General features: G+C 39.8%; 26 protein-coding genes and 1 pseudogene. 18 read left to right on the top strand and 9 right to left on the bottom strand.

All coding sequences use genetic code 11. The features are described from left to right. Positions 1 to 21: 21 nt before the first annotated feature. The gene (locus ACFFIP_RS02665) at positions 22 to 903 is read right to left on the bottom strand and encodes a hypothetical protein (protein ID WP_382386011.1); all 882 of its coding nucleotides are present in this window, start codon (positions 901 to 903) and stop codon (positions 22 to 24) included. A 313-nt stretch (positions 904 to 1,216) separates the two neighbouring features. Between ACFFIP_RS02665 and ACFFIP_RS02660 the strand changes: the two genes are divergently transcribed. The 8 genes from ACFFIP_RS02660 (at position 1,217) to ACFFIP_RS02625 (ending at position 9,777) form a co-directional block, all read left to right on the top strand. Continuing rightward, positions 1,217 to 1,831, top strand: coding sequence for an MFS transporter (locus ACFFIP_RS02660; RefSeq protein WP_382386010.1), 615 nt, complete (start codon positions 1,217 to 1,219; stop codon positions 1,829 to 1,831). Next, on the top strand, positions 1,821 to 2,126 hold the full coding sequence (locus ACFFIP_RS02655; RefSeq protein ID WP_382386009.1) for a winged helix-turn-helix domain-containing protein: 306 nt from the start codon (positions 1,821 to 1,823) through the stop codon (positions 2,124 to 2,126). The genes ACFFIP_RS02660 and ACFFIP_RS02655 overlap by 11 nt, the downstream gene beginning before the upstream one ends. Before the next feature lie 56 nt (positions 2,127 to 2,182). Continuing rightward, a complete protein-coding gene (locus ACFFIP_RS02650; protein ID WP_382386008.1) occupies positions 2,183 to 2,500 on the top strand; it encodes a hypothetical protein in 318 nt (105 codons plus the stop codon). A gap of 48 nt (positions 2,501 to 2,548) precedes the next feature. Next, on the top strand, positions 2,549 to 3,793 hold the full coding sequence (locus ACFFIP_RS02645) for a hypothetical protein (RefSeq protein WP_382386007.1): 1,245 nt from the start codon (positions 2,549 to 2,551) through the stop codon (positions 3,791 to 3,793). 252 nt (positions 3,794 to 4,045) lie between these two features. Continuing rightward, complete coding sequence (locus tag ACFFIP_RS02640) at positions 4,046 to 5,731, top strand: hypothetical protein (RefSeq protein ID WP_382386006.1); 1,686 nt, start codon at positions 4,046 to 4,048, stop codon at positions 5,729 to 5,731. Between the two features lie 196 nt (positions 5,732 to 5,927). Beyond that, a complete protein-coding gene (locus tag ACFFIP_RS02635; protein WP_382386005.1) occupies positions 5,928 to 7,760 on the top strand; it encodes an ABC transporter ATP-binding protein in 1,833 nt (610 codons plus the stop codon). Between the two features lie 33 nt (positions 7,761 to 7,793). After that, the gene (locus ACFFIP_RS02630; RefSeq protein WP_382386004.1) at positions 7,794 to 8,159 is read left to right on the top strand and encodes a hypothetical protein; all 366 of its coding nucleotides are present in this window, start codon (positions 7,794 to 7,796) and stop codon (positions 8,157 to 8,159) included. Positions 8,160 to 8,238: 79 nt separating this feature from the next. Next, complete coding sequence (locus ACFFIP_RS02625; RefSeq protein WP_382386003.1) at positions 8,239 to 9,777, top strand: YifB family Mg chelatase-like AAA ATPase; 1,539 nt, start codon at positions 8,239 to 8,241, stop codon at positions 9,775 to 9,777. A 220-nt stretch (positions 9,778 to 9,997) separates the two neighbouring features. Here the strand turns inward: ACFFIP_RS02625 and ACFFIP_RS02620 are convergent, their stop codons facing one another. Then, a complete protein-coding gene (locus ACFFIP_RS02620; protein WP_382386002.1) occupies positions 9,998 to 11,098 on the bottom strand; it encodes a trans-sulfuration enzyme family protein in 1,101 nt (366 codons plus the stop codon). 77 nt (positions 11,099 to 11,175) lie between these two features. After that, a complete protein-coding gene (locus ACFFIP_RS02615; protein ID WP_382386001.1) occupies positions 11,176 to 11,655 on the bottom strand; it encodes a DUF4293 domain-containing protein in 480 nt (159 codons plus the stop codon). 105 nt (positions 11,656 to 11,760) lie between these two features. Here ACFFIP_RS02615 and truA point away from each other — a divergent pair, with 105 nt between their 5' ends. The 7 genes from truA (at position 11,761) to ACFFIP_RS02580 (ending at position 18,300) form a co-directional block, all read left to right on the top strand. Then, entirely contained in the window at positions 11,761 to 12,513 is a 753-nt protein-coding gene (gene truA / locus ACFFIP_RS02610) for a tRNA pseudouridine(38-40) synthase TruA (protein ID WP_382386000.1), read from the top strand. A gap of 12 nt (positions 12,514 to 12,525) precedes the next feature. Further along, positions 12,526 to 14,298, top strand: a complete 1,773-nt coding sequence (locus ACFFIP_RS02605) for an ABC transporter ATP-binding protein (RefSeq protein ID WP_382385999.1) — start codon at positions 12,526 to 12,528, stop codon at positions 14,296 to 14,298. A gap of 142 nt (positions 14,299 to 14,440) precedes the next feature. Next, positions 14,441 to 15,025 carry a hypothetical protein gene (locus ACFFIP_RS02600; RefSeq protein ID WP_382385998.1) on the top strand — a complete coding sequence of 195 codons (585 nt, stop codon included), beginning with the start codon at positions 14,441 to 14,443 and terminating at the stop codon, positions 15,023 to 15,025. Positions 15,026 to 15,028: 3 nt separating this feature from the next. Beyond that, on the top strand, positions 15,029 to 15,556 hold the full coding sequence (locus ACFFIP_RS02595) for a hypothetical protein (RefSeq protein ID WP_382385997.1): 528 nt from the start codon (positions 15,029 to 15,031) through the stop codon (positions 15,554 to 15,556). 104 nt (positions 15,557 to 15,660) lie between these two features. After that, the gene (locus ACFFIP_RS02590) at positions 15,661 to 16,182 is read left to right on the top strand and encodes a hypothetical protein (protein WP_382385996.1); all 522 of its coding nucleotides are present in this window, start codon (positions 15,661 to 15,663) and stop codon (positions 16,180 to 16,182) included. 85 nt (positions 16,183 to 16,267) lie between these two features. Then, entirely contained in the window at positions 16,268 to 17,293 is a 1,026-nt protein-coding gene (gene hemE, locus ACFFIP_RS02585; RefSeq protein WP_382385995.1) for a uroporphyrinogen decarboxylase, read from the top strand. 251 nt (positions 17,294 to 17,544) lie between these two features. Continuing rightward, the gene (locus tag ACFFIP_RS02580; RefSeq protein ID WP_382385994.1) at positions 17,545 to 18,300 is read left to right on the top strand and encodes a DUF6733 family protein; all 756 of its coding nucleotides are present in this window, start codon (positions 17,545 to 17,547) and stop codon (positions 18,298 to 18,300) included. Between the two features lie 38 nt (positions 18,301 to 18,338). Here the strand turns inward: ACFFIP_RS02580 and ACFFIP_RS02575 are convergent, their stop codons facing one another. Together ACFFIP_RS02575 and ACFFIP_RS02570 are read right to left on the bottom strand one after the other, a co-directional pair. After that, positions 18,339 to 19,133: an MOSC domain-containing protein gene (locus ACFFIP_RS02575; RefSeq protein WP_382385993.1), complete on the bottom strand. Its 795-nt coding sequence runs from the start codon at positions 19,131 to 19,133 to the stop codon at positions 18,339 to 18,341. A gap of 2 nt (positions 19,134 to 19,135) precedes the next feature. After that, the gene (locus ACFFIP_RS02570) at positions 19,136 to 19,372 is read right to left on the bottom strand and encodes a hypothetical protein (RefSeq protein ID WP_382385992.1); all 237 of its coding nucleotides are present in this window, start codon (positions 19,370 to 19,372) and stop codon (positions 19,136 to 19,138) included. A gap of 235 nt (positions 19,373 to 19,607) precedes the next feature. Between ACFFIP_RS02570 and dnaK the strand changes: the two genes are divergently transcribed. Continuing rightward, positions 19,608 to 21,527 carry a molecular chaperone DnaK gene (gene dnaK / locus ACFFIP_RS02565; protein ID WP_382385991.1) on the top strand — a complete coding sequence of 640 codons (1,920 nt, stop codon included), beginning with the start codon at positions 19,608 to 19,610 and terminating at the stop codon, positions 21,525 to 21,527. 152 nt (positions 21,528 to 21,679) lie between these two features. Further along, positions 21,680 to 22,054: a co-chaperone GroES gene (locus ACFFIP_RS02560; protein WP_382385990.1), complete on the top strand. Its 375-nt coding sequence runs from the start codon at positions 21,680 to 21,682 to the stop codon at positions 22,052 to 22,054. Between the two features lie 55 nt (positions 22,055 to 22,109). Here ACFFIP_RS02560 and ACFFIP_RS02555 read toward each other — a convergent pair. From ACFFIP_RS02555 to hemB, 4 genes and pseudogenes are all read right to left on the bottom strand, one after another. Next, positions 22,110 to 22,247 (bottom strand): annotated as a pseudogene (locus tag ACFFIP_RS02555) (porphobilinogen synthase); the annotation flags it as partial. A 545-nt stretch (positions 22,248 to 22,792) separates the two neighbouring features. Then, positions 22,793 to 23,458: a hypothetical protein gene (locus ACFFIP_RS02550; protein ID WP_382385989.1), complete on the bottom strand. Its 666-nt coding sequence runs from the start codon at positions 23,456 to 23,458 to the stop codon at positions 22,793 to 22,795. A gap of 1 nt (position 23,459) precedes the next feature. Further along, complete coding sequence (locus ACFFIP_RS02545) at positions 23,460 to 24,689, bottom strand: hypothetical protein (RefSeq protein ID WP_382385988.1); 1,230 nt, start codon at positions 24,687 to 24,689, stop codon at positions 23,460 to 23,462. A 294-nt stretch (positions 24,690 to 24,983) separates the two neighbouring features. Next, a complete protein-coding gene (gene hemB, locus ACFFIP_RS02540) occupies positions 24,984 to 25,958 on the bottom strand; it encodes a porphobilinogen synthase (protein ID WP_382385987.1) in 975 nt (324 codons plus the stop codon). Between the two features lie 256 nt (positions 25,959 to 26,214). On the opposite strand from hemB, the gene ACFFIP_RS02535 reads away from it, so the two are divergent. Further along, complete coding sequence (locus tag ACFFIP_RS02535; protein WP_382385986.1) at positions 26,215 to 26,943, top strand: DUF2490 domain-containing protein; 729 nt, start codon at positions 26,215 to 26,217, stop codon at positions 26,941 to 26,943. The last annotated feature ends 7 nt before the right edge of the window (positions 26,944 to 26,950 follow it).

The raw sequence follows: 26,950 nt of genomic DNA, 5'->3' as shown, positions 1-26,950 counted from the left end.
TTTTCATGACCACCAATATTCTCAATAACTTTGAAATTCATCCCCAAAATTATATTTCATCAATGCCTTCCGGGTGTGGTTCCTGGCAGCTCTTCTGACCAACCCACCGGAAATACCAATCCCAATATTGGCCAGTGTTAAGGGAAGCAACGTGTTGCTGGGAGTAGAAGACTGAATTTGAGGAGTCAGGACATCTCCTACAAATACCGCTGTTGACACCAAGCTTGCAACTCCCAGTACCGAACTCCAATTTTGGTTTCTTTGAGATTTCCGCATTAAATCAGCAAATTCAGGATAATCCAACATATATTGATTTAGCCTGTTTTTAGTCAAAAGATTCGGTCCATCGTAAATATCGATTTTTTCTCCAAGGTAATTATTGCGAAAATCCATAGTCAAGTAAGGCTTCGTAATATCATCTTGCCTGATGAGATAATTATGCTTGTTTATGAGTACGTTGATTTTTCTGACACCTTCTCTGTTCATAGCCCTGCCAACTCCTACACCTATCGCCCCCATAGTGGAAAAAATTAAATAATTTCGAATAATTTGATTATTCAGGTTATTTCTGTTGTCATAAAAGTATCCAAAAGCACCCAAAACCACTACCTGCCCTGCTAGTAATAACCCAGTACCGCTCATGGCTTTGGCATGTGTCTGCATAAAGTCATTGGCATTACCGGGCATAATCTCCATGTATGCCCGAACTTCTGAAGCACTGATCTTTTCCCCGACAATAAAATAAACCGGGTTGCCGAGAAAGTTTTCTTTTAAACTGATAACAGGATAGTCAGTATATCGATTTTCTGAAAAGTAATCAGACGCTTGACCAAGCACTTGCCCTATTTGAAAAAAACCAAAAAAGGCCAAAATGGGAACAAAAACTTTAAAAGTTATTTTCATGGCTATGAAATTTTGAAGCAACCAAATTAACATTTTAAACGAAATTATTAATACCCAAAACAGATAAATTAGAGGAAAATGCAATCTCCTTACAAATCTTTACACCAAAAAGACAGCGGCATTCCAAACGGGGCAAGGGTTTTATATTGGATCTAGAAAATCTATTCAGAGATTTTAGATAATTCAAGACATAAGATCTACCCGTTTTTGTTAAAAGAAGCTATATGTATTATGAAAACACAAAAAATAATTCAGCGAATAAATGCATTTATTAAAACTTTGAGTTTACTTTGTAATTCAAAGTACTTTTGAAATGAAAAACCCACAACAAGATTTAGCAGAAATCAAATCCATGATGGAGCGTAGTACACGGTACTTATCCCTAAGTGGATTAGCTGGTGTATTAGCAGGAATATATGCACTCGTCGGTAGCGCTTTGGCCTATTATTGGCTTTATTTTCCGAATTCGCCTGTAGGAAATAATCAAGCGTCCCATTTAGATAAAGTGGTTTTGACCAACTTGATTTTTACCGCAATCGGGGTACTGATACTTTCCATTGCCACAGCTTGGCTTTTGAGTCAAAAGAACCATAAGAAAACAGCAAGTCAACTCTGGACACCTGCAGGCAAACGATTTATGCAGGCCCTTTTTATTCCCGTTGTTATTGGTGGGCTATTTTGCTTTGCTTTAGTACATCAAGGATTTTACATTTTCATTACCTCGGCTACTTTGATTTTTTACGGTTTAGGCTTATTCAGCGCTTCTCATTTCACGCTTAGTGACATTAAATATCTAGGTTTTAGCCAGGCAGCATTGGGGATCATTGCTGCTTTTTTCCCGGAATTTGGATTGATTTTATGGGCCTTGGGATTTGGTTTACTCCATATTGTGTATGGAAGTGTGATGTACTATAAATATGACCAATAAAGTGAAGGGGATTTACGACAAAGCTTTTGAAAATGTCATCCGACTCAGGGTCATGTCCATTCTGATGGTCAATGAGCAATTTGACTTTAACTCCTTCAAGGAGCTCCTTGAAGTAACGGATGGCAATCTTGCTTCCCATCTTCGCTATCTGGAAAACCAAGATTATATTATTGTGGAAAAATCATTCTTAGGAAGAAAACCATTGACGAATTATTCGGCTACACCTATTGGAAAAAAAGCTTTCCAAGCGCATCTGGAATTCCTTGAAAACCTGATCAACGAAAATAAAAACTAAAAAATTTACTTATTCACTTTGTTTTGCAAAGTACTTTATATAAACCTAAAAGTAAAATGGCTATGAACCCTAATCCCCAACTCACAAAAAATCTGATCCAAGCATCTTTCATCGGCGCTGTCATTCCATTGATTTATATCCTCTTCATCATTGCTACTAAAGAAGATGTTTTTGAAAAATGGATGCTGATTCCTTTGCTCCTCATCCCTTTGGGAGGAGGATTAGGAGGTACTTTCTTTTACCTGATAGGCTTTAAATGGATTCCAGAAGGTAGAAAGAGATTATTGGCAATAATATTCGGCACCCTGATTTATTTCCTGTCTCTATGGTTAAGCGCTGTGATAGCATTCAACCTGACCGGCCATTGGAACTAAACCACATACTGTAATTTCTCTACCCAAAAACATTTATCCCCTAAAACCATGAAAAACAAAATCCTCGCCCACCTTGACAACCCAGGCCAACTTGAACGCCTATACCGGTCAAATTCTGCCTCCTTCAAAAAAGAATTCATCGCCCTTTATCCCTCCATTAAAGACAAACCATTTTCAGAATTTTGGATTGAACGCCTGAATCATGATACAGAAACGATCTCATGGGGCTCAAAAAAAGAATTATGGTTTATAGGATTTGCCTGTATTGTCGCTGGCCTCTTGGCTAAATTTCCAAGTATATTTTCTCTGAATGAAGAGTTCTATTACCCTCTAAATCTAGGATTGATTGTATTCCCATTGCTGATAGCTTTCTTTTCCTGGAAAAATAAATTATCCCTTAAAAACAAGACCATAATAGGAGTCATTATCGCTATTTCCGCTGTTTTTATCAATCTATGGCCTGGGGAGGCTGAAAGCGACACTTTAATTCTGGCCTGTATTCACCTCCCTCTTTTGCTTTGGGTAATACTTGGGGCTGCATTTACCGGAAACCAAATAAACAATCATCAAAAAAGATTGGATTTTCTTCGCTTCAATGGAGACTTGGTAGTCATGACAGCCATTCTTGCGATTTCAGGAATGCTCCTCTCAGGTATTACTATTGGACTTTTCGAACTCATTGGCTTAAAAATCGAGCAGTTTTACATGCAGAACGTGGTGATCTTCGGCTTACCTTCAATCCCAATTGTAGCTACTTTCCTCAATTACTCGAACCCACACTTGGTCAATAAGGTATCACCTATCATCGCTAAAATCTTCAGTCCCGTGGTTTTGCTTATGTTGATCATTTACCTCGGAGCCATTGCGTTTTCCGGCAAAAATCCATATACAGACAGGGAATTTCTCTTATTATTCAATTTACTTTTGATCGGTGTCATGGCGTTGATATTCTTTGCTGTTGCAGAATCCGTGCAAAAAGTAAAAACCAACTTTGGCATTTGGGTTCTCCTCTTACTCTCAATCGTCACGATTATTGTAAATGGCATTGCCTTATCAGCCATTATCTTCCGAATTTCAGAATGGGGTTTCACGCCAAATAGACTTGCGGTTCTGGGCAGCAATATCCTTATCTTGATCCATCTGTTAATGGTCACTTCCATACTTTTTAAAACAGTTCAGCAGAAATCAGATGTGAGCAATGTAGGTACAGTTATAGCTAAATATATCCCTATATATTTTATATGGACAGTTGTGGTGGTCTTCATTTTCCCCTTGATTTTCGGTTTCAATTAGTCCACAATTAAGTATAACCGGATTTCATAACTCAAAGACCCATACAAAGAATTGGAGGGCATTTCCTTCATCTTTGTATGGGTGTTTTTTTTGGAATTTTGAACTGACAACTAAAACAAGCATTAACCTAACTTGGACAGGGGTCCGTCAATTAGACTTTTGGCATTTGAAATGGACAAAGCAGATCGAACTGGAATATGTTTCATTTTCCTTGACTTTTTTTAGCTTTACGTTCCTGTAGCTTATTCTTTTATGAAAAAAATAATTCTTTTCTCCTTTGCCCTTTCGGCACTTTTCTCACAGCAGATTTTTGGACAGGGTGCCTATGTACCATTTAACAGAGATTATTATCACCTCATAGAGCGATATGAAATTTTGGATGGCAAAAATAATTCTACTTTCCATACCGGATTCAAACCATACAGAATAGACCAAGTGGGAGCTTTTTTGGATTCACTTTCTTATTCCGGCTTGCTAAAGTCAAAATCAGATAGATTTAATCTGGAATACCTGAGTAATGACAACTGGGAATTTGTAGGGCATCATACTGAAGATTCAGATCAACCTTTATTGAAAAAATTATACCGGAAGCCATCAGATTTTTTCCATTACCGTGACTCTATCATGGATATTCATGTCAATCCGGTCGTTTATTTAGCGGCAGGCAATGAGCCCGGTTTTGACAAATTTCGTCTGAGGAACAGTCGTGGCATTGAACTTAGAGGTAGTGTAGACCGAAAAGTGGCTTTTTATACTTACATGACCACCACACAGGTGATTTTCCCTTCCTGGATAAAAAACTACACGGAACAAAATGGAGCTGTTCCAGGAGAAGGTTTTTGGAAAAGGTATGAGGAAGAAGGCTATGGGTATTTTTCCGCTATGGGACATATCAGCTTCAACCTGACGAAAAATATCCAAGCACAGATCGGACATGATAGAAATTTTGTGGGAGAAGGTTACCGTTCAATGATCCTATCTGACTTTTCCAATCCCTATCTTTTTGCCAAATTCAATACTAAAATCTGGAAATTCAACTTAACAAATGTATGGGCCCAATTAAATGCCGACGTCATTTTTGATGGACAGGGCAGACCTACTGATGGTAGATATCCACAGAAATGGTTCTCTTTTCACCGCTTGGGGATGAATATTGGCAAGAAACTCAATATAGGTTTCTTTGAATCGGTCATGATGAACCAGTTCAACTGGAATTACCTCAATCCGATAATTTTCTACCGTTGGGTTGAGCACCAATTAGGTACTCCTGATAAAATCATGCTCGGTATGGATGCCAAGTGGAATTTCACGCCGGGTATGCAATTCTACGGACAGTTCGGATTAGACGAATTCGTTTTTGGAGAGTTTTTCGGAATTGATGGCAAACAGTCCAGCCGCAACAAATATGGCCTTCAGGCAGGATTTAAGTATATCAATGTCTTCAAAATCTCAAATCTGGATTTACAATTGGAATACAATCAAGCAAGACCTTATACCTATCAGGAAAAATTTGATTACCAATCCTACACCAACTACAGGACACCGTTGACCCATCCTCTGGGTGCGAATTTCAGGGAGGCAGTAGGCATCCTTAGGTATCAACCTACCCCAAGGCTTTTTGCCAACTTCACTGGTATTTTCCAGTTTTTCGGAGATGATCCTTCAGAAGATGTGAACTTTGGCAAAGATTTGCTCAAAAACCGGTTGAACCCGAATACAGGCATAGGGCTTTTTGGCAACCGAATCGGACAGGGCATCGAAAACAGAGTCGTAACGGGCAGTCTTAACCTGAGCTATATGATCAAACAGAACGTTTTTCTGGACCTTAGCCATACCTACAGAAGAAGAACTGCTCAGAATTTAAATGCACCAGATGTAAGTCAGTTTACCCAAGCTGGAATCAGAATCAATATGATCAGGAATGATTTCAATTTTTAATTCTATTTTGTGATCTGAAGTTTGAGCTTTAAGATTTGGAGTTTACTTTTTGAACCTTGGAGCTTGGATTTTAAAATTTGAAGTTTGGGACTTGAAGTTTTAATTTTGGAATTAGGGATTTCTGGGCCCTAAGCGCTCAGTTCTATATTTCATTTTTTAATTCCGTAACTTGCGGCAAAAATCTCTTTAATTCTTCATGAATACTTATCTAAGGATATTGTCCTATGCACGGCCATTCAGAAGGTATTTTCCAATTTATGTGGTTTATACGCTTCTGGCCATCATTTTTGGGCTCTTGAATTTCACTTTACTCAAGCCATTATTTGATGTGATTTTTGAGCAGGTGGAACCTGTAGATCTTTCCAAATACCTTGTAAAGCCGGATTTTTCCTTTTCTATAGATTATTTTCTGCACCTATTTAACCATTACTTTCTACAGATTTCAGAGACCTACGGGAAGTTTGGCACTCTGCTTTATGTCTGCATCATCATAGTTGTATCAGTCTTTCTTGCCAATTTGTTCACCTACTTATCTGGCGTAGTACTGGCCAAAGTAAGAGCTGAAATCATCAAAAAAATGCGACTGAACATCTTTGAGCAAGTCACCAATATGCACATTGGCTATTTTTCAAACGAACGTAAAGGTGACTTAATGTCCAAGATGACCAATGACATTCAGGAGGTAGAAAACAGTATTGTGCAGTCGCTCAGGGTGGTATTCAAAGAGCCGGTCACCATCTTGCTATATTTTGCAGTTTTATTTTTCATGTCAGTCAAACTGACCCTTTTCACAATCTTGATCATTCCTATATCAGGTGCAATTATTGGCGGGATCACCAAGAGATTGAAGAAAAAAGCAGTAGAAAGCCAGGAATCTCTGGGAAGAATAGTCAATATCCTAGATGAGACAATTGGAGGAATGAGGGTCATCAAAGCTTTTGGCGCCCAAAAATATATTCGTTCAAAATTTGATCAGGAAACCGATTTCTATTCTGATGTGAATGTCTCTATGGCCAGAAAAAATGAACTGGCTTCGCCTACATCCCAATTTCTTGGAGTATCAGTAGTAGCTGGAATTTTGGTTTATGGAGGATCCCTTGTACTGAGTAACAGCTCCGATCTAGGGGCATCAGATTTCATTACTTATATCATCATCTTCACACAAGTTCTCAACCCGGCCAAAGAAATATCTAGGGCTGCAAGTAGCATCCAAAGGGGTTTGGCCTCCGCTGAAAGGATATTTGAAGTTGTGGACACACCAAGTGCCATTCAAAATACTGAACATCCAATAGTAGTGGAGAGATTTGAGGAAGCTGTTCAATTTGACAGCGTTAATTTCAGCTATGAAAAAGATCAGGTCCTTAAAGATATTGATTTTACCCTGACCAAAGGTAAAACGATCGCCCTAGTAGGTCCATCAGGTGGCGGCAAGTCAACCATTGCAGATCTTGTTCCTAGGTTTTATGATCCTACTGAAGGTAAAATCACTTTGGACGGAAGGAACATCAAGGATATTGACCTCCTTAGCTTGAGAAAGTTGATGGGAATTGTCACACAGGAATCAATTCTTTTCAATGATACTGTGTATAACAATATCGCATTCGGATTGGAAGGAATCTCAGAAGAAGAGGTTACTCAGGCTGCTAAAATCGCCAATGCCCATGAATTCATCGTTCAACTGGAAAATGGCTATCATACCAATATAGGTGAGCGGGGTTCCAAACTATCAGGTGGGCAAAGACAACGTCTGAGTATAGCTCGGGCAGTTTTGAAAAACCCGCCTATTCTTATCCTAGACGAGGCTACTTCAGCCTTGGATTCCCAATCCGAAAAATTAGTACAGGATGCCTTGACAAACCTCATGACCAATCGGACCACACTTGTCATCGCACACCGTCTCAGCACTATTCAGCATGCAGACGAAATCTTGGTGATCAAAAAAGGAAAAATTGTCCAAAGAGGGACACATCAACAATTGATGGAGGAAGAAGGATTGTACCGGAATCTTTCTACCATGCAATCTGTTTAGTATATTAGTAGTCAATATTTAATCACCGACGTCATGAAACAATTCAATAAAATCACCCATTTACTCGTACTCTTATATTTCGGCATCAGTTTGGTATTTTTCCTGTCTTTCAATGGAATCAAGGGTATGTTGAATATCGAGGAACTGACTTCCTCATTGGTAGTCAACTTCCTTTTAATTGGTTTGGTCCTGTTTATTCTGGCTTGGATAACCAGCAATATGGTCAGCAATAATCTACTTAGTGAAGTTGAAAAAAAGGAAACAGAGAAAAAAGAACTCAAGGCAAGCTTGTATGACATGGAGCAAAGCATCAAACTGAAAAATCTGGAAAGAAAAATGGAGCAAAAGGAAGAAGAGAAAGAAAGCTCTGTCATCCGACCAAGACAAAATTTCAAATAGCAATCAAAATTAGTTCAAAATCATTATATTGGGAAACCGTTTAGGTTTCCTTTTTTTTAATGTATCCAAATTTTGAAAAATGGTAGCAAAAACTTTTGGAAGTGCGGTGTCAGGTGTAGATGCCAAACTCATTACAATTGAAGTAAACGTAGGGCAAGGAACAAGTTTTTTTATGGTAGGCCTTCCTGACAGTGCTGTTAAAGAAAGTCAGCAAAGGGTAGAGTCCGCATTAAAATACTTCGGATTTAGAATGCCCCGTCAAAAGGTGGTGATCAATTTAGCCCCTGCAGATATCCGCAAGGAAGGCTCATCATATGATCTCCCGATCGCATTAGGAATTCTCAAAGCCTCTGAACAGGTTTCTTTTCCTGAGTTGGAGAATTACATCATCATGGGTGAACTTTCCTTGGATGGGCAACTCAGACCTGTCAAAGGAGTATTACCCATCGCCATTGAAGCTAGAAAAAGAGGTTTTAAAGGTTTTATCCTTCCACAGGAAAATGCATCAGAAGCCTCTATTGTCAATAACATCGATATCATAGGGGTTCAAAACCTCCAAGAAGCAATCGGCTTTTTGGAAGGAGACATCTCGATCACACCAACTGTCACTGACACCCGAGATCTTTTTTTCAACTCTATGGAAAATTATGAATTTGACTTTGCTGACGTGCAAGGTCAGGAAAACATTAAAAGAGCCATGGAAATTGCAGCCGCAGGCGGACACAATGTCATCATGATAGGCCCTCCTGGAGCTGGAAAAACCATGCTTGCCAAAAGACTTCCTTCCATTCTTCCTCCACTTACCCTTCAGGAAGCATTGGAGACTACTAAAATTCATTCAGTTGCCGGGAAATTGGGGAGAAATGCTTCTCTGATTGCACAAAGACCTTTCAGGTCGCCACACCATACCATCAGTGATGTGGCATTGGTCGGGGGTGGAGGAAACCCGCAGCCAGGAGAAATTTCACTTTCGCACAATGGGGTACTGTTTTTAGATGAACTACCTGAATTCAAGAGAACAGTACTTGAAGTCATGAGACAGCCATTGGAAGAAAGACGGGTATCCATATCCCGAGCGAAGGTATCTGTAGATTATCCTGCAAACTTCATGTTGATCGCGAGTATGAACCCATGCCCATGTGGTTACTACAACCACCCCGAAAAAGAGTGTGTCTGCGGACCAGGAATAGTCCAACGCTATCTCAATAAAGTAAGTGGTCCATTGTTGGACCGAATAGACCTGCACGTAGAAGTAACCCCTGTCAAGTTTGATGAAATGACTTCGGTCAGAAAGTCAGAATCCAGTAAATCAATTCGCGACAGGGTGATTTTGGGAAGGGAGGTTCAGGTTGAAAGATTCAAAGACAACCCAGATATTTATTGCAACGCCATGATGCCTTCCCATATGGTTAAGGAAGTCTGCAAAATCAATGAAGCTGGAAAAGTACTCCTAAAGACGGCAATGGAAAGATTAGGACTTTCTGCAAGAGCTTATGATAGGATTCTGAAAGTGTCCAGAACAATAGCAGATCTTTCTCAATCTCCTGAAATTAAAGTGGAGCATTTAGCAGAAGCTATCCAATATAGGAGCTTAGACAGAGAAGGTTGGGCGGGTTAATTCCACCACGTGGATATATTTAAAAAATACAACCATTAAAAAAATAATTATATAAAAATTTCAGAAAGTGAAAAATGATTTCTTTATTTGTCTAGAACGAAATTGAAAACGGAAAAGCTGCTTTCATCACCCTAACTTTTTACAGTTAATTTCATCCCAAATAACAAGTTCTAAAGGCTGCCAAATGGCAGCCTTTGATTTTGAAATAAATCTTGATTTTTCAGGCTAATCCTTTCTCAAGGTCCTCCAATAAATCCTGAATATTTTCCAAACCAACCGAAACCCTGACTAAATTTGATGGTGTCTGTGAATCCGGCCCTTCCACTGCCGCCCTTCTTTCAATTAGGCTTTCTACTCCACCCAAACTTGTGGCATTGGTGAAAAATTTGAGCTTGGAAATAAGATGATCTGCCTTTTCTGCTCCACCGACTACTGTAAAGGACAACACACCACTGAAACCAGACATCTGTGAAGCAGCCACTTCGTACCCATCATGGGAAGGAAGACCAGGATAAAACACTTTTTCCACTTTCGGGTGGTTTTCCAAAAAAGTAGCCAATGCCATTGCATTTTGCTGGTGTGCCTTCATCCTGTAGGGCAAAGTTTTAATACTTCTGGTCAAAAAATAACAATCAAAGGGAGAAGGCACAGCTCCTCCCACATGCTGGACCATCTTGATTTTTTCCCAAAACTCACTTTTCTTTTTAGTCACCAAAGCGCCTCCCAACACATCACTATGCCCTCCCAGAAACTTTGTGGTACTATGCATGACCAAGTCCGCTCCCAAATCCAGTGGGTTTTGAAAAATAGGTGTGGCAAAAGTATTATCACAGGCCACGAGTAGCCCGGCATTTTTGGCTATTCTGACTACAGCCCTGATGTCGGTTACTTTCAAAAGTGGATTTGAAGGTGTTTCGATCCAGATCAATTTGGTGTTTTCACGGATAGCATCACTCACAGCCTGTAGGTCAGACATATCCACAAAACTGGTCTCGTGGATTCCCTTGAAGATTTCAACAAGTTGTTTTTTGATACCATGGTACATATCATCAGGAGCTATGATGTGACTTCCTGCAGGTAAAGCCTGATATACAGCCATTGCGGCAGCATTACCTGAAGAGAAAGCTGCTGCATCTTCCCCATTTTCCAATCTGGAAAGAACTTGTTCCAATGCCATCCTATTGGGGTTGTTGGCCCGGGTATAAATCAGCGAACCTTCATGATGCTCAAATGTGGTTGAAGTAGTGATGGGCTGTATGGCAGGTCTATTACTATCAGTTATGATTGTTCCTGCATGAATGGCAATGGTTTCTATTTTCATGGAAGCATTTGTTTGGTGCCTAAAGATAAAAAAAGCCGACAGGTCTTACTGTCGGCTTTTGTATAATTTGTGTTTCTTTATCGTATTCTGTCTACAGACCTGACGAGCATTTCATCTTTACGGATAAATCGGTTGGCCAATAAATTCATAAACATGCCACCTAATATTGCCCAAAAACCAACCACAAATGCACCACTCACAGTCGGATTGAACATCTCATTGGCTGAATGTGTAGTCCAGACGATCACGCCCACATTCACTACCATCACCAGGGAATTGATCATATTGATCATCATTTGTTTGGTCCTGTTTTTATATTGCAAGATGCTGAATACTGCCAGTCCTGCAGCTATTATGGCCAAAATCCCTATAAAAAGCTTTGAACTTGATTCCACTACATCTCCCGTTTCAATATCTGAGGTGCTCATATTCCATGCATTTAAGGTCATCATTTGGGTCTGCCCTGGGTTGACCTGATGCCAAATCGGAAAAGTCATCACCAAAATCATGGCCACAACTACCAAAAAGAGAAATACGGTTTGAATTCTTTGTATCATTGTTCTTGAATTTTCAACAAAGAAACAGGGTAAATTCTTGAAACGCAAGGTTTGGATAAACGGCCTTACAATTTTACTTACGAATACTATCTTTGTAACCACAAAATGGAAACCTACAGATACTTTCTAGAAATTGCATATAAAGGCAGTAATTACCATGGCTGGCAAATCCAGGTAAATGCCCATACCTTACAGGAAGAGATTGAAAAAAAACTCTCAATTCTTCTCGGAAGGCCTACAACAATCATGGGAAGTGGACGTACAGACACTGGCGTGCATGCAAGCCAACAGTTTCTACATTTTGACTCGGATACAGAATTGGATCAAACAACCTTCCTTAAAAAAATAAATGGTATTTTGCCTACGGATATCGCTGCTTATTCCTTAAGGAAGGTAAAACCAGATGCCCATACACGTTTTGATGCCATTTGGAGAAGTTATGTTTACAAAATCAGTTTGCGAAAAAACCCTTTTGAAGAAAATTCTGTTTGGTTTTTATTCAAGCAATTGGATGTTAAAAAAATGAATGAAGCAGCCAGATTGCTTCTCAACCATGAGGATTTCCAATGCTTCAGTAAGGTGCATACTGACGTCAACAACTTTAATTGCACCATAAAAGCTGCCTTTTGGGAACAAAAAGAGGATCAATTGTTATTTCATATAACTGCCAACCGTTTTTTGCGCGGTATGGTAAGGGCAATTGTAGGGACGCTTATTGAGGTAGGAACAGGAAAAATAAGCTTGGAGGGTTTTCTGGACATCTTGGACAGTAAGGACAGAAAGAAAGCTAAAGCATCCGCTCCTGCACAAGGTCTTTACCTTTGCAGCATCATTTACCCGGAAAATATATTCATTTAAACAATACATCTTTTGAGCCTGGAAAAAGAAAACGTCAGTAGTGGTGAGATTATCGACACCCAAGTACTTAAAAAGTTGTACCGTTTCGTACAGCCCTATAAGACGCAATTCTATTTTTTGGTTTTACTGACCATCGGCTTGGCATTATTGGCACCGACTAGACCCTATTTTATACAGGTTGGTATTGATGACTATGTTGCCACAGGAGATGGGCCAGGATTGATCAAAATCATCTACCTGCTGATCGGACTCTTGGTGCTACAGGCAATTGTCCAATTTTTGCATACCTACCTATCAGGCTGGATTGGCCAAGTAATCATCCGAGATATCAGGATCAAGCTATATAGGCATTTACTGAAAATGCGTCTGAAGTTTTTCGACAATACTCCTATAGGAAGGCTGGTAACACGAAATATCTCCGATATTGAAACACTCGCTGATGTGTTTTCAGAAGGTTTGGCTGCAATTATCGGAGACCTTTTGCAATTGGTGACCATTTTGGCTGTCATGTTCTATATTGACTGGAGACTTACACTTGTCAGTTTGTGTACTTTACCTCTTTTGATCATTTCGACCTATATTTTCAAAGAAAAAATCAAAGTAGCTTTCAATGAGGTGAGAAATGCTGTTTCAAACCTAAATTCATTTCTACAGGAACATATCACAGGGATGAACATCGTACAGATCTTCAACCGTGAAAAAAGAGAATACGACAAATTCGAAGAAATCAATAAAGAGCACAGAAAGGCACATGTGAAATCTGTACTCTATTATTCTATTTACTTCCCTGTAGCCGAAATTATTCAGGCCATAGGAATCGGTTTGGTGGTCTGGTATGGCGCTACAGGAGTATTTGATGCCGATATCAAAGTAGGTGTACTGATCTCCTTTATCATGTACCTACAGCTTTTCTTCCGTCCTATCCGAATGATTGCGGACAGGTACAACACCCTACAATTGGGGGTGGTTAGTTCTTCCAGAATCTTCAAGCTGTTGGAAAGTGATGAACAGATTCCAAACGAAGGCAGCTTCAAACCTGAAAAAATCAAAGGGAATATTGAACTGAACAATGTTTGGTTTGCCTATAATGACGAAGAATGGGTATTGAAAAACATCAACTTTGAAGTCAAGCATGGTGAAACTGTTGCCTTAGTTGGGGCAACAGGAGCCGGTAAATCATCTATCATCAACCTGATCAGCAGATTTTATGAGATCAACAAAGGCGAAATCAAAATTGACGGGACAGAAATCAGAGAATATGAATTGGATACTTTAAGAAAGCACATTGGCGTGGTTTTGCAGGATGTTTTCCTTTTCTCAGATACCATCTATTACAATATCACCTTAGGTAATCCCAATATTAGCAGAGAAGAAGTGATGCAAGCTGCCAAATTGGTAGGTGCAAAAAAATTCATCGAAAGACTTCCTGGTGGCCTTGATTATAATGTTATGGAGCGTGGAGCTACCCTTTCTGTAGGACAGCGGCAGCTGATTTCTTTCGTGAGGGCGATGGTCTATAATCCTGAAATCATCATTCTGGATGAGGCAACTTCCTCTGTGGATACCGAGACTGAGGAGATGATCCAAAAAGCAATTGAAAAAATGATGAAAGGGCGAACATCTATTGTAATCGCACACAGACTCTCCACCATCCAAAAGGCCAATAAAATCATTGTACTTCACCAAGGAGAAATCAAGGAAGTTGGCACACATGAATCTTTGCTGCAACTGGGTGGATATTATGCCCAGCTTCATCAGATGCAGTTAAAATCAATGGCAATTTAGATTGGTGCCAGCTTTGTTGATGAAGAGAGATTATCCTTATTTGATTACAACTACTTAATTTTTCCCAGTTTTCAATAAATTAATTACAACAGATTATAATTTTGTGTCGTTGAAAACACAGCATTAAACTAGACCAAAAGACGTGAAAAAATTTATTTTATTGATTATCGGATTTTTACCCATGCTTGCATCTGCACAGGAAGATGGCATTGGGTTAAGGTTTGGTGAACCATTTTCTATCACCTACAAGAAGTTTTTGGACGACAACATTGCCATAGAAGGCATGTTTGGTCGGGCAGGTGCAAACAGCGCCCAATATTATATCCGCTCCTTTGACAACAATAGGCCTAGCCCTAACTCTTTTTATGCAGGACACAGCACTACCAATATCTTCTCATTTAACCTTAGGGGAGTGTATCATGAGGATATCACCGATGCATTCAATATTAGTGAAGGATATTTGTTAGGTTATTTTGGATTAGGAGCACAGCTACGTACAGCCAAAGTGGATTATGCTTTCACAGACAGCTCTATTAGTAACAATACTGTTTTCAGGGAACGCAGACGGAATCTTGACTTTGGCCCCGAAATATTCGGTGGAACTGAATATTATTTTGACGAATTACCCATGAGTATATTTGGAGAAGTGGGTATGTTTATGGAGTTATTGGACAGATTTGGCCATATCAGACTTCAAGGAGCCATTGGCATAAGATACCTTTTCTAAGCAATGAAAAAAACTACCATTGGACTTGCACTGATGTTTATTATCGGCATGAGCCTGTACCTGTTTTATGCATTAGGGGGATTCAATCAAATAGAAATAACCCAAACAAACCTAGGCACTATTGAGTTAACCGGTAAAACCTACAGGGGCATTCCAGGAAATGAGTCTTTGAAGGAAACCTTCCTCATGATGGAAGAATTGCAGCGTAGCCATCCTGAAAGCAAACTTCACACGATCTATTTTGTCGAACCTGCAGGAAAACTGGACACCATGGAGGTTTTTGTAGGACTTGAAAGCAGTTGGGTTACTGACAAGACTGACTTGACAGAACTTCAGTTTGACGGTTCATCTGCCATAGTCGCAAATATACAGGCACATCGCTTCGTTATGCCCGGGCCTAATAGGGTGAAAAATGAAATTTTGGAATTTGCTGAAGAAAACAAACTTGCAGAACCGAAAATCTTCATAGATCAAATCATTGGGCCAGAAGCAGTTAAAGTAATTGCACTGGATCAAAACAGTATAAAATAAATTTTGGTACAATTTTAGTTTGATAAAATAAAAAGAAAGCAAACTTAACCTTGACTTTAAAAAACTCGTCATTATTGCTTCTGTTCACATTTAAATTTCGCGTTATGAAAAAACTATTCTCAATATTGCTCCTTGGAATGGCGATATTCTTCCAGGCTTGCGAAGGGCCAATGGGCCCAGAAGGACCTCAAGGCCCTCCAGGGTTGGATGGTGGACTTGAATACAGCTTGGTCATTGAAAGAACCATAGACTTTACTGCTGCTAACAATTATTTTAGGGACTTTCAATTTAACCAACCCATATTTGAAAGTGATGTGGTTTTAGTGTATATCGAATGGGACAACGCCAATGGTAGAAAAATATGGAGGTTACTCCCTCAAACTGTTTTCTTTGAAGAAGGGGCGCTACAGTATAACTTTGATTTTACTGATGTGGATTATGCGATTTTCCTGGAAACCACCTTTGATCCTTCTATTTTAGATAATAGTTGGACCAGGAATCAGACTTTCCGAATTGTAGTAGTACCTGGTGAATTCATCAATGGAAGAATTGACTATAGTAACTATGAAGGCGTCATGAAACTGATCGGCGCTGAAGAAAAAGATGTTGTCAAGATGAACGATTAGGAAATAACAAATCAGAGCCTCCAAATTTGGAGGCTTTTTTCTTGTCATTTCCTTAATTATCCCCATCCTCTTTTATCTTTGCGCCATGCAATTGAAAAATGACTTATTGATTAGAGCCGCCAAAGGGGAAAAAGTGGAAAGAACCCCGGTATGGTTGATGCGTCAAGCAGGGAGAATTCTTCCTGAATATAGAGCTGTAAGGGAAAGTGTCAGCGGATTCATAGAGTTGGCCCAGACACCGGAACTGGCTGCAGAAGTTACCATCCAACCAGTTGATATCCTAGGGGTGGATGCAGCCATAATTTTTTCAGATATCCTGGTCATCCCTGAAGCCATGGGCCTTCCCTATGAAATGGTAGAAAAAAGAGGCCCTTGGTTTCCTGTAACTGTCTCAACAGAAGCTGATCTTAAAAGTCTGAGGATCGCAGACGGGGTGGATGATCTCAGTTATGTGATCGAGGCCATCAAAATCACCAAAAAAGCATTGAACGGAAGGGTACCACTTATCGGGTTTGCCGGTGCACCATGGACCATATTTGCCTATATGATCGAAGGATCCGGAAGCAAAACATTTTCCAAGGCCAGAGCCATGTTGTATACACAACCTGAATTTTCGCATAAGCTTTTGCAGATGATCACAGATAGCACTATTAATTACCTGAAAGCACAGATCGGTGCTGGTGCTGATCTGATTCAGATCTTTGACAGTTGGGCGGGCATTTTGCCCCCAAATCATTATCAGGAATTCTCTCTTAAATATATTTCCCAGATCTGTGATGCCATAACAGAGGTTCCCAAAACCGTTTTTGCAAAGGGAGCATTCTTTGCCAGAAAAGAAATGGCAGATTTAAACTGCGAAACCATCGGACTGGACTGGAATATGGGCATCGCTGAATCCAAAGCCTTGATTGGACCTAATAAAACCCTCCAGGGAAATTTGGACCCCGCTGCCCTTTATGGCAATGCCAAAGAAGTGGAAACAGCTACCAAATTAATGATGGACCAGTTTAAGGGAAGCAGACACATTGCCAACTTAGGACATGGAGTGTATCCAGACATTGACCCTGAAAAGGTGAAAGTTTTTATCCAAACGGTAAAAAATTACCAATAAGTTTAAATACCATCAAAAAAGGCCATCCGGAAAACAGGATGGCCTTTTTTGTTTCTTATAAAACACTGAAAGCTTTTTGTGTTTTTGATAAAAAACAATAAGACATATTGAATTTTTATCTACAAAAAATCATTTTTATTTCATTTTTGAAAAATTTGGTTAATTTAGAAACTTGAAAACCATAATTTTACATATTTTTTGTAAAAACTGGTTTCCAATCAAACCTATTATTCACAAAACCTATTAAACAAATGAAAAACAAGTTTACCAAATTAGGCTATGGCCTAATGTTGACAGGGCTTTTATCCCTATCATCCATGACCACAAAAGTCTGGGCGCAAGAAGAAAACAAATTCAGTATGGACGTGACCCTGAATTCGGATGTGTTCTTTGGGTTTTACCCATTCTTTGCAGGATCTTATAGCATCAGCCCCAAAACCTCATTTACCTTCTATGGTATTCTTTGGTCCGGAGGCACTGGTGCGTCTTGGGGCAATTGGACTGAATTCGGTATCGGTATCAGCCGGGAAGTTTCAGAAGGAGTTACCGTAAGCCCACAAATCGGCCTACTGAACGGGAGTCTGACCTCAGGATTAGGGACTCCAGTGCTAGGGGAAGGAATTGTCCCCAATCTGACGATTGGTGTAGACAAAGAAAAACTGGAAAGTGAGATTTATGTGGGTTACTATTACGGGCTAAACCATGGCAATGCCACAACCCTGAACTTCCTACATTATTGGGCCAATGGCGGCATTAAATTGAGTCCCATGTTTTCAGCCGGACTACATTTGGAGCAACTGCGGTTTACAGGTGGCAGCGAAACAGAACCTGATGCTGCTTATGACTATTATTTAGCTTTGGGGCCTTATGTACAATTTGCAGATCCAAAAGGAGGTGCTTTTGCCAGATTCACCTCTGGTGCAGACTTAAGAAACCAAGCCAATGTGGACAAAAGCGAATACAGACAACCTTCTTTCTTCAAACTGACAGTTGGCTACAGCTTTTAAAAATAAAAATGGCCGGCTAAAAAACCGGCCATTTTTTTTCACAAAGGGGTAACAATGTCACCCACAGAAATTTTTTCTCCTTCTAGAAGCAGCATGTTTTGACCAAACATGACATTGTTATTAACTGTTCGATAAGTGGCCAATGTCCGCAAGGGCTCTTTACTTGTTTCTCCACTCTGCTGATCTACAGTAGTCATGACACATCGTGCGCATGGCTTGGTAACTTTGAATAATGCTTCCCCTATTTGCACTTTATCCCAGGAATCTTCTTCAAATGCTGCCCCTCCTTTAAACACCAAGTTGGGTCTGAACCTCTCCATAGTCACTGGATTGGACAATTTCCCGTTTAAATCATCCAGGGAGCTTTGTCCAATGACGAGGTAAGGCATACCATCTGCAAAACTGACAGACTCTCCATTCACCGCATATTTTGGCTTGAGTCGGCGGTAAGTCGTTTCCGGCATCTTAACCAGTCGGCATTTCATCCCAAGGAAACTACTGAACCAATCATCAAATTCCTTTCCAACAAGCTGGCCTATCACCTCATCCTCCCAAATACCCACTTGGATCATCTTATCAGATAGGGGACCGAAAGGAATCAACAGGTAATTGTTGCAATTATTTTTTTCCGACACTTTCAAACCTTCCTTCGTAATCTCAACTCCCAGAAGTGCCATCCTATGGATAGTTCTTTGACTTAAAAACATCCCATTTTCATCAACCAACATCCATCTTCGGTCATGCTCAAAACCTCTCTCTTCCAAATTGGCAGATTCCATCCTGATCCCTCCTAAGGATTTGACGGGGTAAACATAAATGTCCTGTAAATACATGATTAATTAAATTCCCTAAATTTTTCCGGAACTGAATAGGGCTTAAAGATAGAATAAATCTTTTGGAATGGATTTTCCTGCTCCAACTTAAAAATCTCAAAAGGGTGGGATATATGGTGGAGAAATGACTGGGATGACAGTCCTGAAGAAAAAGCAAATGCAGACAAGGCACAGACCACTGCCACCAAAGCCCATCGCCTTCTCTCTTTTCCCAACTTTATCCTTTGTCTTGACTCCATATGATAAAGATACAAAACAATAAAAAAAGGTTGCGCTAATGAAATGGAGAAATTGACCTTTTCACTGACAAGACACGAGGCTGTTTATGACAAAATTTTTAATTCACACACAAATCCCTGTCATTAAATCTGTCAATCTGACATTAAAAATCAGAATTATTCACTTGGCACAAGCCTTGTCAGAAAGGAAATGTAACTGAAACAGTAATCAATAACAGAAATTAAATATACAATCATGGGAAAAATCATAGGTATAGACTTGGGTACTACGAACTCTTGTGTTGCCGTAATGGAAGGTAATGAGCCAGTGGTGATCCAAAACTCAGAGGGAAGAAGAACCACGCCATCAATTGTGGCTTTCTTGGATAATGGAAACGGAGAGAGAAAAGTAGGAGATCCTGCAAAGCGTCAGGCCATCACCAACCCTGCCAATACCATTTCTTCCGTAAAAAGATTTATGGGTAAAAAATTCTCAGAGGTTTCCGAAGAGAAGAAACATGCTTCATACAAAGTAGAGCAAGGTCCGAATGATACTGTAGTGGTAAAAATCGGTGACAGGTCTTACACCCCTCAAGAATTGTCTGCAATGATCCTTCAAAAAATGAAGAGCACGGCAGAAGATTTCTTAGGCCAAACAGTAACCGAAGCGGTTATTACCGTTCCGGCTTATTTCAATGATGCAGAACGTCAGGCCACAAAAGAGGCAGGACAAATTGCAGGTTTGGAAGTAAAAAGAATCATCAATGAGCCAACTGCAGCTGCTTTGGCTTATGGTATGGATAAGAAAAACCAGGACATGAAAATCGCAGTGTATGACCTTGGTGGTGGTACCTTTGATATTTCTATCCTTGAACTGGGTGATGGCGTGTTTGAAGTAAAGTCGACCAACGGTGACGTACACCTAGGTGGTGATGACTTTGACCAGGTAATCATCAACTGGCTAGCCGATGAGTTTATGGCTGAGGAGTCTATGGACCTGAGAAAAGACCCCATGGCACTTCAGAGATTGAAGGAAGCTGCAGAAAAAGCAAAAATTGAATTATCCAGCTCTGCCTCTACAGAGATCAACCTGCCATATATCACCGCTACTCAAACCGGTCCAAAACACTTGGTGAGATCCTTGAGCAGGGCTAAGTTTGAGCAACTTTCAGAAGATTTGGTAAGAAGATCTATGGAGCCTTGTAAGAAGGCGCTTCAGGATGCAGGCATGAGCCCATCCGACATAGACGAGGTTATCTTGGTAGGTGGTTCTACAAGAATCCCTAAAATCCAGGAAGAAGTAGAAAAATTCTTCGGTAAAAAACCATCTAAAGGGGTAAACCCTGACGAAGTTGTGGCCATCGGTGCTGCGATCCAGGGTGGTGTATTGACAGGAGAGGTGAAAGATGTTCTTCTTTTGGACGTAACCCCTCTTTCTTTGGGTATCGAAACCATGGGCGGAGTATTCACCAAATTGATCGAAGCCAACACTACGATTCCCTCCAAAAAATCGGAAGTATTCTCCACCGCTGCTGACAACCAGCCAGCTGTAGATATCCACGTACTGCAAGGTGAAAGACCTTTGGCAAAGGACAACAGGTCAATCGGAAGGTTCCAGTTGAGCGACATTCCACCTGCACCAAGGGGCGTTCCTCAAATTGAAGTGACCTTCGATATTGATGCCAATGGTATCTTGAACGTTTCTGCTAAGGACAAAGGAACAGGTAAAGAGCAAAAAATCAAGATCGAAGCCTCTTCAGGGCTATCTCAGGATGATATCGAAAGAATGAAGCGTGAAGCCGAAGCAAACGCTGCTGCTGACAAAGCTGAGAAAGAGAAAATCGAAAAATTGAACCAGGCAGATAGCTTGATCTTCCAAACTGAAAAGCAATTGAAAGATTACGGGGATAAACTTTCCGATGGCAACAAAGCCAACATTTCCTCTGCTCTGGAAGGCTTGAAGAAAGTCCATGAAAGCAAAGACATTGCTGGAATTGATAGCGCAATGGAATCCTTGAACAAGGCTTGGGAAGCAGCTTCTCAGGAAATCTACAATGCTACCCAAGGTGGAAGTGCTCAACCAGGAGCTGATGCCGGTGCAGGAACAGGTGCAGGAAATGCAGGTGACGGCGTGTCAGATGTAGATTACGAAGAAGTGTCTGAAGACAAGAAGTAATATAAACTGAACCAAGAAAAGACGGCATCTATAAGCAATTATGGATGCCTCTTTTTTTAGAAGCGAGAGGCGAGAAGCAAGAGTTTAGACTTTGAAAATCTCTCGTTTTTCGCTTCTCGCCTCTAATCTCTCGCTTCTAAAAGTCTTATAAAATGAAATTGACTCCCGACAACAAACTGAAAAAACTGATCATCGTGGGAGACCGCGTGCTCATCAAATTGAGAAAAACAGACGAACGGACTTCCTCCGGACTGTACTTACCGCCAGGCGTACAGGAAAAAGAAAAGGTTCAGCAAGGCTTTATCATCAAAACCGGTCCAGGGTATCCAATTCCGGCTCCAGTGGAAGATGATGAACCTTGGAAGGACAGAGATGAAAACATCAAATATATTCCTTTACAGGCCAAAGAAGGTGATTTGGCAATATTTCTCCTGAACGGATCTTATGAGGTGATCTATGAAGGTGAAAAGTATTATATCGTTCCCCAACATTCTATTTTGATGCTGGAAAGGGAAGAAGAACTCTAATCGCTTGATGAGAATTCATAAAAAAACCGTCAGTTTTAAGAACTGACGGTTTTTTTTATTTCTGTAGCAGCGCAAACTCCTTCGCAAAATAACTCAATATCACATTCGCACCTGCACGCTTGATGCTGAGGAGACTTTCCAGCATGGCCCTTTCCCCATCTATCCAACCACGTTCAGCTGAAGGTTTAATGATTAAATTTATTTTTCTTTTTGTGCTTTTTATTTGTCTAGCTTCTAAACCTTGATGTCAATCCAATCAAAGACGGCTTCCTCAACCAAAAAGACTATCGAATCCCTTTCAATTATAGGGAGAAAAATATGATCTATGAATTTGTGAACATGAATAGAGTCTTCCCTCACCTTCGTAAATCCAACCTCGGTATCATCCTTTATAGCTTTTCTACAGGAAATCAATAGGCTGATTAGGAATAAGTAACTGAAAACTCTCATAACTATTGACATACCTTTTTTGCCTTAAGGAGTGGTCCCTTGATATGTGGTCATCAAAAAATCTTCAATACTTAATTGTTTGATGCAAGAAACTCCTTCTCTAAATGTCATTTTTTAACAATCTAAATAAAATGGCTTGAACAAACAATTATTTTAGTTATACTAGATTCAACTGCCTTAGTATTCAAATCCCAAAGGAACTTTGAGACTTGAATACTTCTAGACATCTTCAATTAGATAGAAGTTTTGCCATGCAATAGGTTTACACTTCTCTTCCTAATCAGCTTTTTAAAACATAGCTAATTCAATAGCAAAGCATTTATTCCACTCCCCATTTTGATTCTCGTATAATGCCGCCCAACTACTTCCCGAAACCATCTTACCAAATCCTGTCTCGTAAACGAGAAAAATAAATGCAAATCTGCCATCTTGAACAAATGCTGGCTTGGAAATATTTAAAAATGTCACTATCCTAAATTCAACATCGTCATTCTCTTCTTCAAAGTTAGAAATCGTATTATTCTGCAAATTAATCCGGTCTGAAAGACAAAAATCCTTGAAAATGTAAGATTGCTTAGCCTGTTTTCGAATTATCTGAAAATCCTCTTCAGAGAGGATTTTTTCAACCGGAAACCTGTCACTTTCCGTTAATCTGGTATTACTCTTCTGTAAATCAACAATGCCTGATAGTGTTCTGAGCTGATTTCCAAATTGCTCTTCGAAACCAGTGAATGAAGATTGATGGAGGTATACAGTATCTTCAAAATCATAATAGATAATTTGGAATTTCTTGTCAATCATTTGATTGATGAAATCGCATATATATTGGTCGTCTGGATATACTTCAGTAAGGTCAAGCTGATCCGAATTCTCTAAACCAGGGTTTTTATTATTGTCATTTTTGCATGAAATGAGCAATAGGGAAAGAATAGTTAGCAGTATTAGTTTTCTCATTTTATTCACAGGCTTTTTTTCCTTTTGGTTGCATGCCCTCAAATTCATTGCCACCAAGTTCAGCCATATACCTTCTATAAAGCCTTTGTTGCTCAGTAGATGACATTTTTTTGTAAACATCTGTCGTATGAAGCCCACCCCATGCCATGTCTTTGAAGAATTGAGCATCACTTAGGAGGCTGGTATAACCCAATGCTGATGCAAAATTCTTAAGTTCTTCCGCTATGTCATTTATAAACGCGCCTTCTACAAATAAATTATGATGAGCAGCATTGTAGTCTTCGTTTCCAGGAACATTGTATTTATCTATGTAAGCATTCAATAGCCCATTGAGGCTACGATCTGTTTGGGGGAAGTCTTGAATAAATAACAAATAGGCGTGAAGCATTTCATGCATTACCGTACGCGCCAGAGATAAATCTGTCGCTCCTGCATTGTTCTCTTCATGAATGTAAATCTTCGCAAAGTTGTTTTCTATTTTAGGATGAGTCCAGGCAGTTGCTGAATACTCGGTAGAATATTGTATTTTCACATTGAAATTCATTGATACAAGCAAACTATTGCCTTCAAACTTATCAAATATCTTTTTGAATTCTTCCTTCGTACTGCCTATAAGCGTATTGATTAACATTTGGTGACAATTTGTAAGCTCCTCAATATCAATTTCCTCCTCCTCTTCGGTCTCTAATCCATTTCCACCTACTCCACCATTTTGTCCATCATCCAAGCAAGCGTCTTGGCCATTTCCTTCGCAACTTGATCCGCAAGTTGTATGACTGTACTCTTCATAGCCATTACTATATACCCAATACCAGTCTATGCAATTTTCAAAATTGAAATTTGAAACATCTGTGTTTGATTGGAGAAAACGGTCTAAGGATCGCTCAACTGACAATCCGTTTGCTTGAAGACCATCGACAAGCCTAGAAGCAAAATCAGACCATAAATAGGTTACTTTGGGAGATTTTATGCCATTCAGAAAGCCCTCGATTAAAATATCTTCATTGATTAGCAGCAAGTTTTCCTCTTTGGTGGACATTTCTAAAACACCACCTCTAATCACTTGGCCCCTAGCATCAAATTCAAATACTATTCTGCGTAGATATTCATTTGCATAGGTTGCCTGTACTTTTCTATGGGCAGCTACTATTAAAATCTGCTCATCCGCTAGATACTTTGAACTTTCCCAATATGGATAAACTTCAAGTTCTGCCTGTATTCTTGCATACATGCTCCCTTGGGTTGTTTTTTCTTGATTATAGTAATCCTTTGACTTTGAAAGTGGGTCTGCCACCTCTAATTGTGAGGGAGTCTCAATTTCATTGAGCGTACAGGACCAAAATGAGATTAGCGCTAAAAAGATTAGACTAAATGATAGTAAATGTGTGTGTGTGTGGGGGGGGTAGTTTCATAGTGAAATTGGTTAGTTTCAAAGAAAAGGACTATAGTTGACAAAAAAAATACCCAATTTTGGGTATTTTTCAATAAAATATAAGCTGAAACTTTCCTTTGAAAAAAGAATCATTTACCTGTTCTTTTCCAACAAACCAAATTCCTTCGCAAAATAACTCAAAATCACATTCGCCCCGGCGCGCTTGATACTGAGTAGACTTTCCAGCATAGCCCGTTCTCCATCGATCCAGCCACGCTCGGCGGAAGCTTTGATCATGGCATATTCTCCACTGACATTGTAGGCGGCTATGGGTAGATTGGAGTTGTCTTTGAGTAAGCGGATAACATCCAAGTAGGCTAGGGCAGGCTTGACCATCAGAAAATCAGCACCTTCCTCCGTATCCAAATCTGCCTCAATCAAGGCCTCGTAATAATTGGCAGGATCCATTTGATAGGTTTTTTTATCTCCCATCTTCGGTGCAGAATCCAAGGCATCCCGGAAAGGGCCATAAAATGCAGAGGCATATTTTGCCGTGTAGGACATGATGGACACATCGGTGTAACCATGTTCATCCAGGACACTTCGAATGTAACCAACGCGGCCATCCATCATATCGGAAGGGCCTAAGATATCAGCCCCTGCCTGGGCTTGAGCCAAAGACATCTTACCTAAGATTTCGAGTGTCTCATCGTTCATTATTTTTCCATCCTGAACCAGACCATCGTGACCATCCGAACTGTAGGGATCCATCGCCACATCTGTCATCACCACTGCCTCTGGAAAGGTGGTTTTGATTTTTTGAATAGCTTTTAAGTAAAAAGTCTCAGGATTATAACTCTCAGTTGCAAATTTATCTTTCTTACTCTCTGGATAAGCTGGAAAAATATCAAAAGCCATAATCCCCAGTTTCATACAATCTTCTATTTCCTGAAGCATGAGGTCTAGGGACAACCTGTAAATCCCAGGCATAGAAGCCACTTCAACTTTTTGATTGATCCCATCAATTAGGAACATCGGGAATATAAAATCCTTAACGGAAAGCCTGGTTTCCTCCACCATGTTGCGGATGCCTTGCGATTTCCTGTTTCTTCTAGGTCTTCTGAGCATGTCAGTTTTGTTTTTTGGTCACACAAAGTTAACTATAATTAGCTACAGGAAAATTCCAAAAAAGAATAATAAATACCTTTCGTTCCCCCTATTCGATCATAAAGCCAACCAATCATCCTGTAAATTTTCCTTTCGATAAAAAATAAAATAGCATATACCCTCAATGTAACTTTTGTCACATTCTAATTTTTGATTAAAAAAATAAATTAGGTATCGCCCAATCCCAAATGCACAGAATTTTAATGAGGTTATGAACATGAAAAAAAGCTTGACCATCCTACTCTTATTGTTTACTTCAAGTGTCTTGACAGGAACAGTTTTTGGCCAACAAGACTTTCAAAAATGGCTGACATACAATAACCAAACAAAAATTTCGGATAAATGGGGAGTTACTTTTGATCTCAATCACCGCACCAAAGGCACTACCTTATTTTACCCAAGTCTGGTGGCTGCCAGAGCTGGGTTCAGTTATTTCACACCCAAAAATATTTCATTGAGCGCCGGCTATGCATGGTTTGGAACCTATTTGGAAAAAGGCGAACCAATTTTATTAGATGAAAACAGAATTTGGCAACAACTACAGGTAAACCGTAATTATTCGAAAATTCATTTAACACATCGCTTTAGAGCCGAGCAGCGATTTATTGAAGTTATGCCGGAATTTAAAACAAAAACATATTCTTACGATACTTTCAACCGACTTAGGTATGCCTTACAGCTTCAGGGACCGATCTTCGAAAATCTGAAGGGAATTCAGTGGTATACAGCAAATGAAATCATGTTCAATGCAGGTAATTTTTCAAAAGGTAGCCTTTTTAATCAAAACAGAACATTGGCCGGCCTAATCTTATCCGCTGGCAAACAGGTTGACCTTTCGATCACCTACCAGATGATTTACCAGCATTTCCCACAGACCCAAAACAATGAATTCATCAACTCCGGGAGGTTTACCATTCTTCACAAAATGGATTTTAGCTCCAGGTAAAAATTTA

It is taken from the genome of Fontibacter flavus (genome assembly GCF_042432905.1).
GTDB classification, from domain to species: Bacteria; Bacteroidota; Bacteroidia; order Cytophagales; family Cyclobacteriaceae; genus Fontibacter; species Fontibacter flavus.
Note: the sequence above shows the minus strand (reverse complement) of the source record. Positions and strands in the feature narration are given on the sequence as shown.

Coding starts and splice junctions, on each gene's coding strand:
- dnaK (WP_382385991.1), top strand. CDS start 19,608: ATGGGAAAAATCATAGGTATAGACTTGGGTACTACGAACTCTTGTGTT.
- ACFFIP_RS02625 (WP_382386003.1), top strand. CDS start 8,239: ATGGTAGCAAAAACTTTTGGAAGTGCGGTGTCAGGTGTAGATGCCAAA.
- ACFFIP_RS02560 (WP_382385990.1), top strand. CDS start 21,680: ATGAAATTGACTCCCGACAACAAACTGAAAAAACTGATCATCGTGGGA.
- ACFFIP_RS02580 (WP_382385994.1), top strand. CDS start 17,545: ATGAAAAACAAGTTTACCAAATTAGGCTATGGCCTAATGTTGACAGGG.
- truA (WP_382386000.1), top strand. CDS start 11,761: ATGGAAACCTACAGATACTTTCTAGAAATTGCATATAAAGGCAGTAAT.
- ACFFIP_RS02655 (WP_382386009.1), top strand. CDS start 1,821: ATGACCAATAAAGTGAAGGGGATTTACGACAAAGCTTTTGAAAATGTC.
- ACFFIP_RS02615 (WP_382386001.1), bottom strand. CDS start 11,655: ATGATACAAAGAATTCAAACCGTATTTCTCTTTTTGGTAGTTGTGGCC.
- ACFFIP_RS02645 (WP_382386007.1), top strand. CDS start 2,549: ATGAAAAACAAAATCCTCGCCCACCTTGACAACCCAGGCCAACTTGAA.
- ACFFIP_RS02550 (WP_382385989.1), bottom strand. CDS start 23,458: ATGAGAAAACTAATACTGCTAACTATTCTTTCCCTATTGCTCATTTCA.
- ACFFIP_RS02650 (WP_382386008.1), top strand. CDS start 2,183: ATGGCTATGAACCCTAATCCCCAACTCACAAAAAATCTGATCCAAGCA.
- ACFFIP_RS02575 (WP_382385993.1), bottom strand. CDS start 19,133: ATGTATTTACAGGACATTTATGTTTACCCCGTCAAATCCTTAGGAGGG.
- ACFFIP_RS02590 (WP_382385996.1), top strand. CDS start 15,661: ATGAAAAAACTATTCTCAATATTGCTCCTTGGAATGGCGATATTCTTC.
- ACFFIP_RS02620 (WP_382386002.1), bottom strand. CDS start 11,098: ATGAAAATAGAAACCATTGCCATTCATGCAGGAACAATCATAACTGAT.
- ACFFIP_RS02535 (WP_382385986.1), top strand. CDS start 26,215: ATGAAAAAAAGCTTGACCATCCTACTCTTATTGTTTACTTCAAGTGTC.
- ACFFIP_RS02570 (WP_382385992.1), bottom strand. CDS start 19,372: ATGGAGTCAAGACAAAGGATAAAGTTGGGAAAAGAGAGAAGGCGATGG.
- hemB (WP_382385987.1), bottom strand. CDS start 25,958: ATGCTCAGAAGACCTAGAAGAAACAGGAAATCGCAAGGCATCCGCAAC.
- ACFFIP_RS02595 (WP_382385997.1), top strand. CDS start 15,029: ATGAAAAAAACTACCATTGGACTTGCACTGATGTTTATTATCGGCATG.
- ACFFIP_RS02660 (WP_382386010.1), top strand. CDS start 1,217: ATGAAAAACCCACAACAAGATTTAGCAGAAATCAAATCCATGATGGAG.
- ACFFIP_RS02665 (WP_382386011.1), bottom strand. CDS start 903: ATGAAAATAACTTTTAAAGTTTTTGTTCCCATTTTGGCCTTTTTTGGT.
- ACFFIP_RS02640 (WP_382386006.1), top strand. CDS start 4,046: ATGAAAAAAATAATTCTTTTCTCCTTTGCCCTTTCGGCACTTTTCTCA.
- hemE (WP_382385995.1), top strand. CDS start 16,268: ATGCAATTGAAAAATGACTTATTGATTAGAGCCGCCAAAGGGGAAAAA.
- ACFFIP_RS02545 (WP_382385988.1), bottom strand. CDS start 24,689: ATGTATGCAAGAATACAGGCAGAACTTGAAGTTTATCCATATTGGGAA.
- ACFFIP_RS02630 (WP_382386004.1), top strand. CDS start 7,794: ATGAAACAATTCAATAAAATCACCCATTTACTCGTACTCTTATATTTC.
- ACFFIP_RS02635 (WP_382386005.1), top strand. CDS start 5,928: ATGAATACTTATCTAAGGATATTGTCCTATGCACGGCCATTCAGAAGG.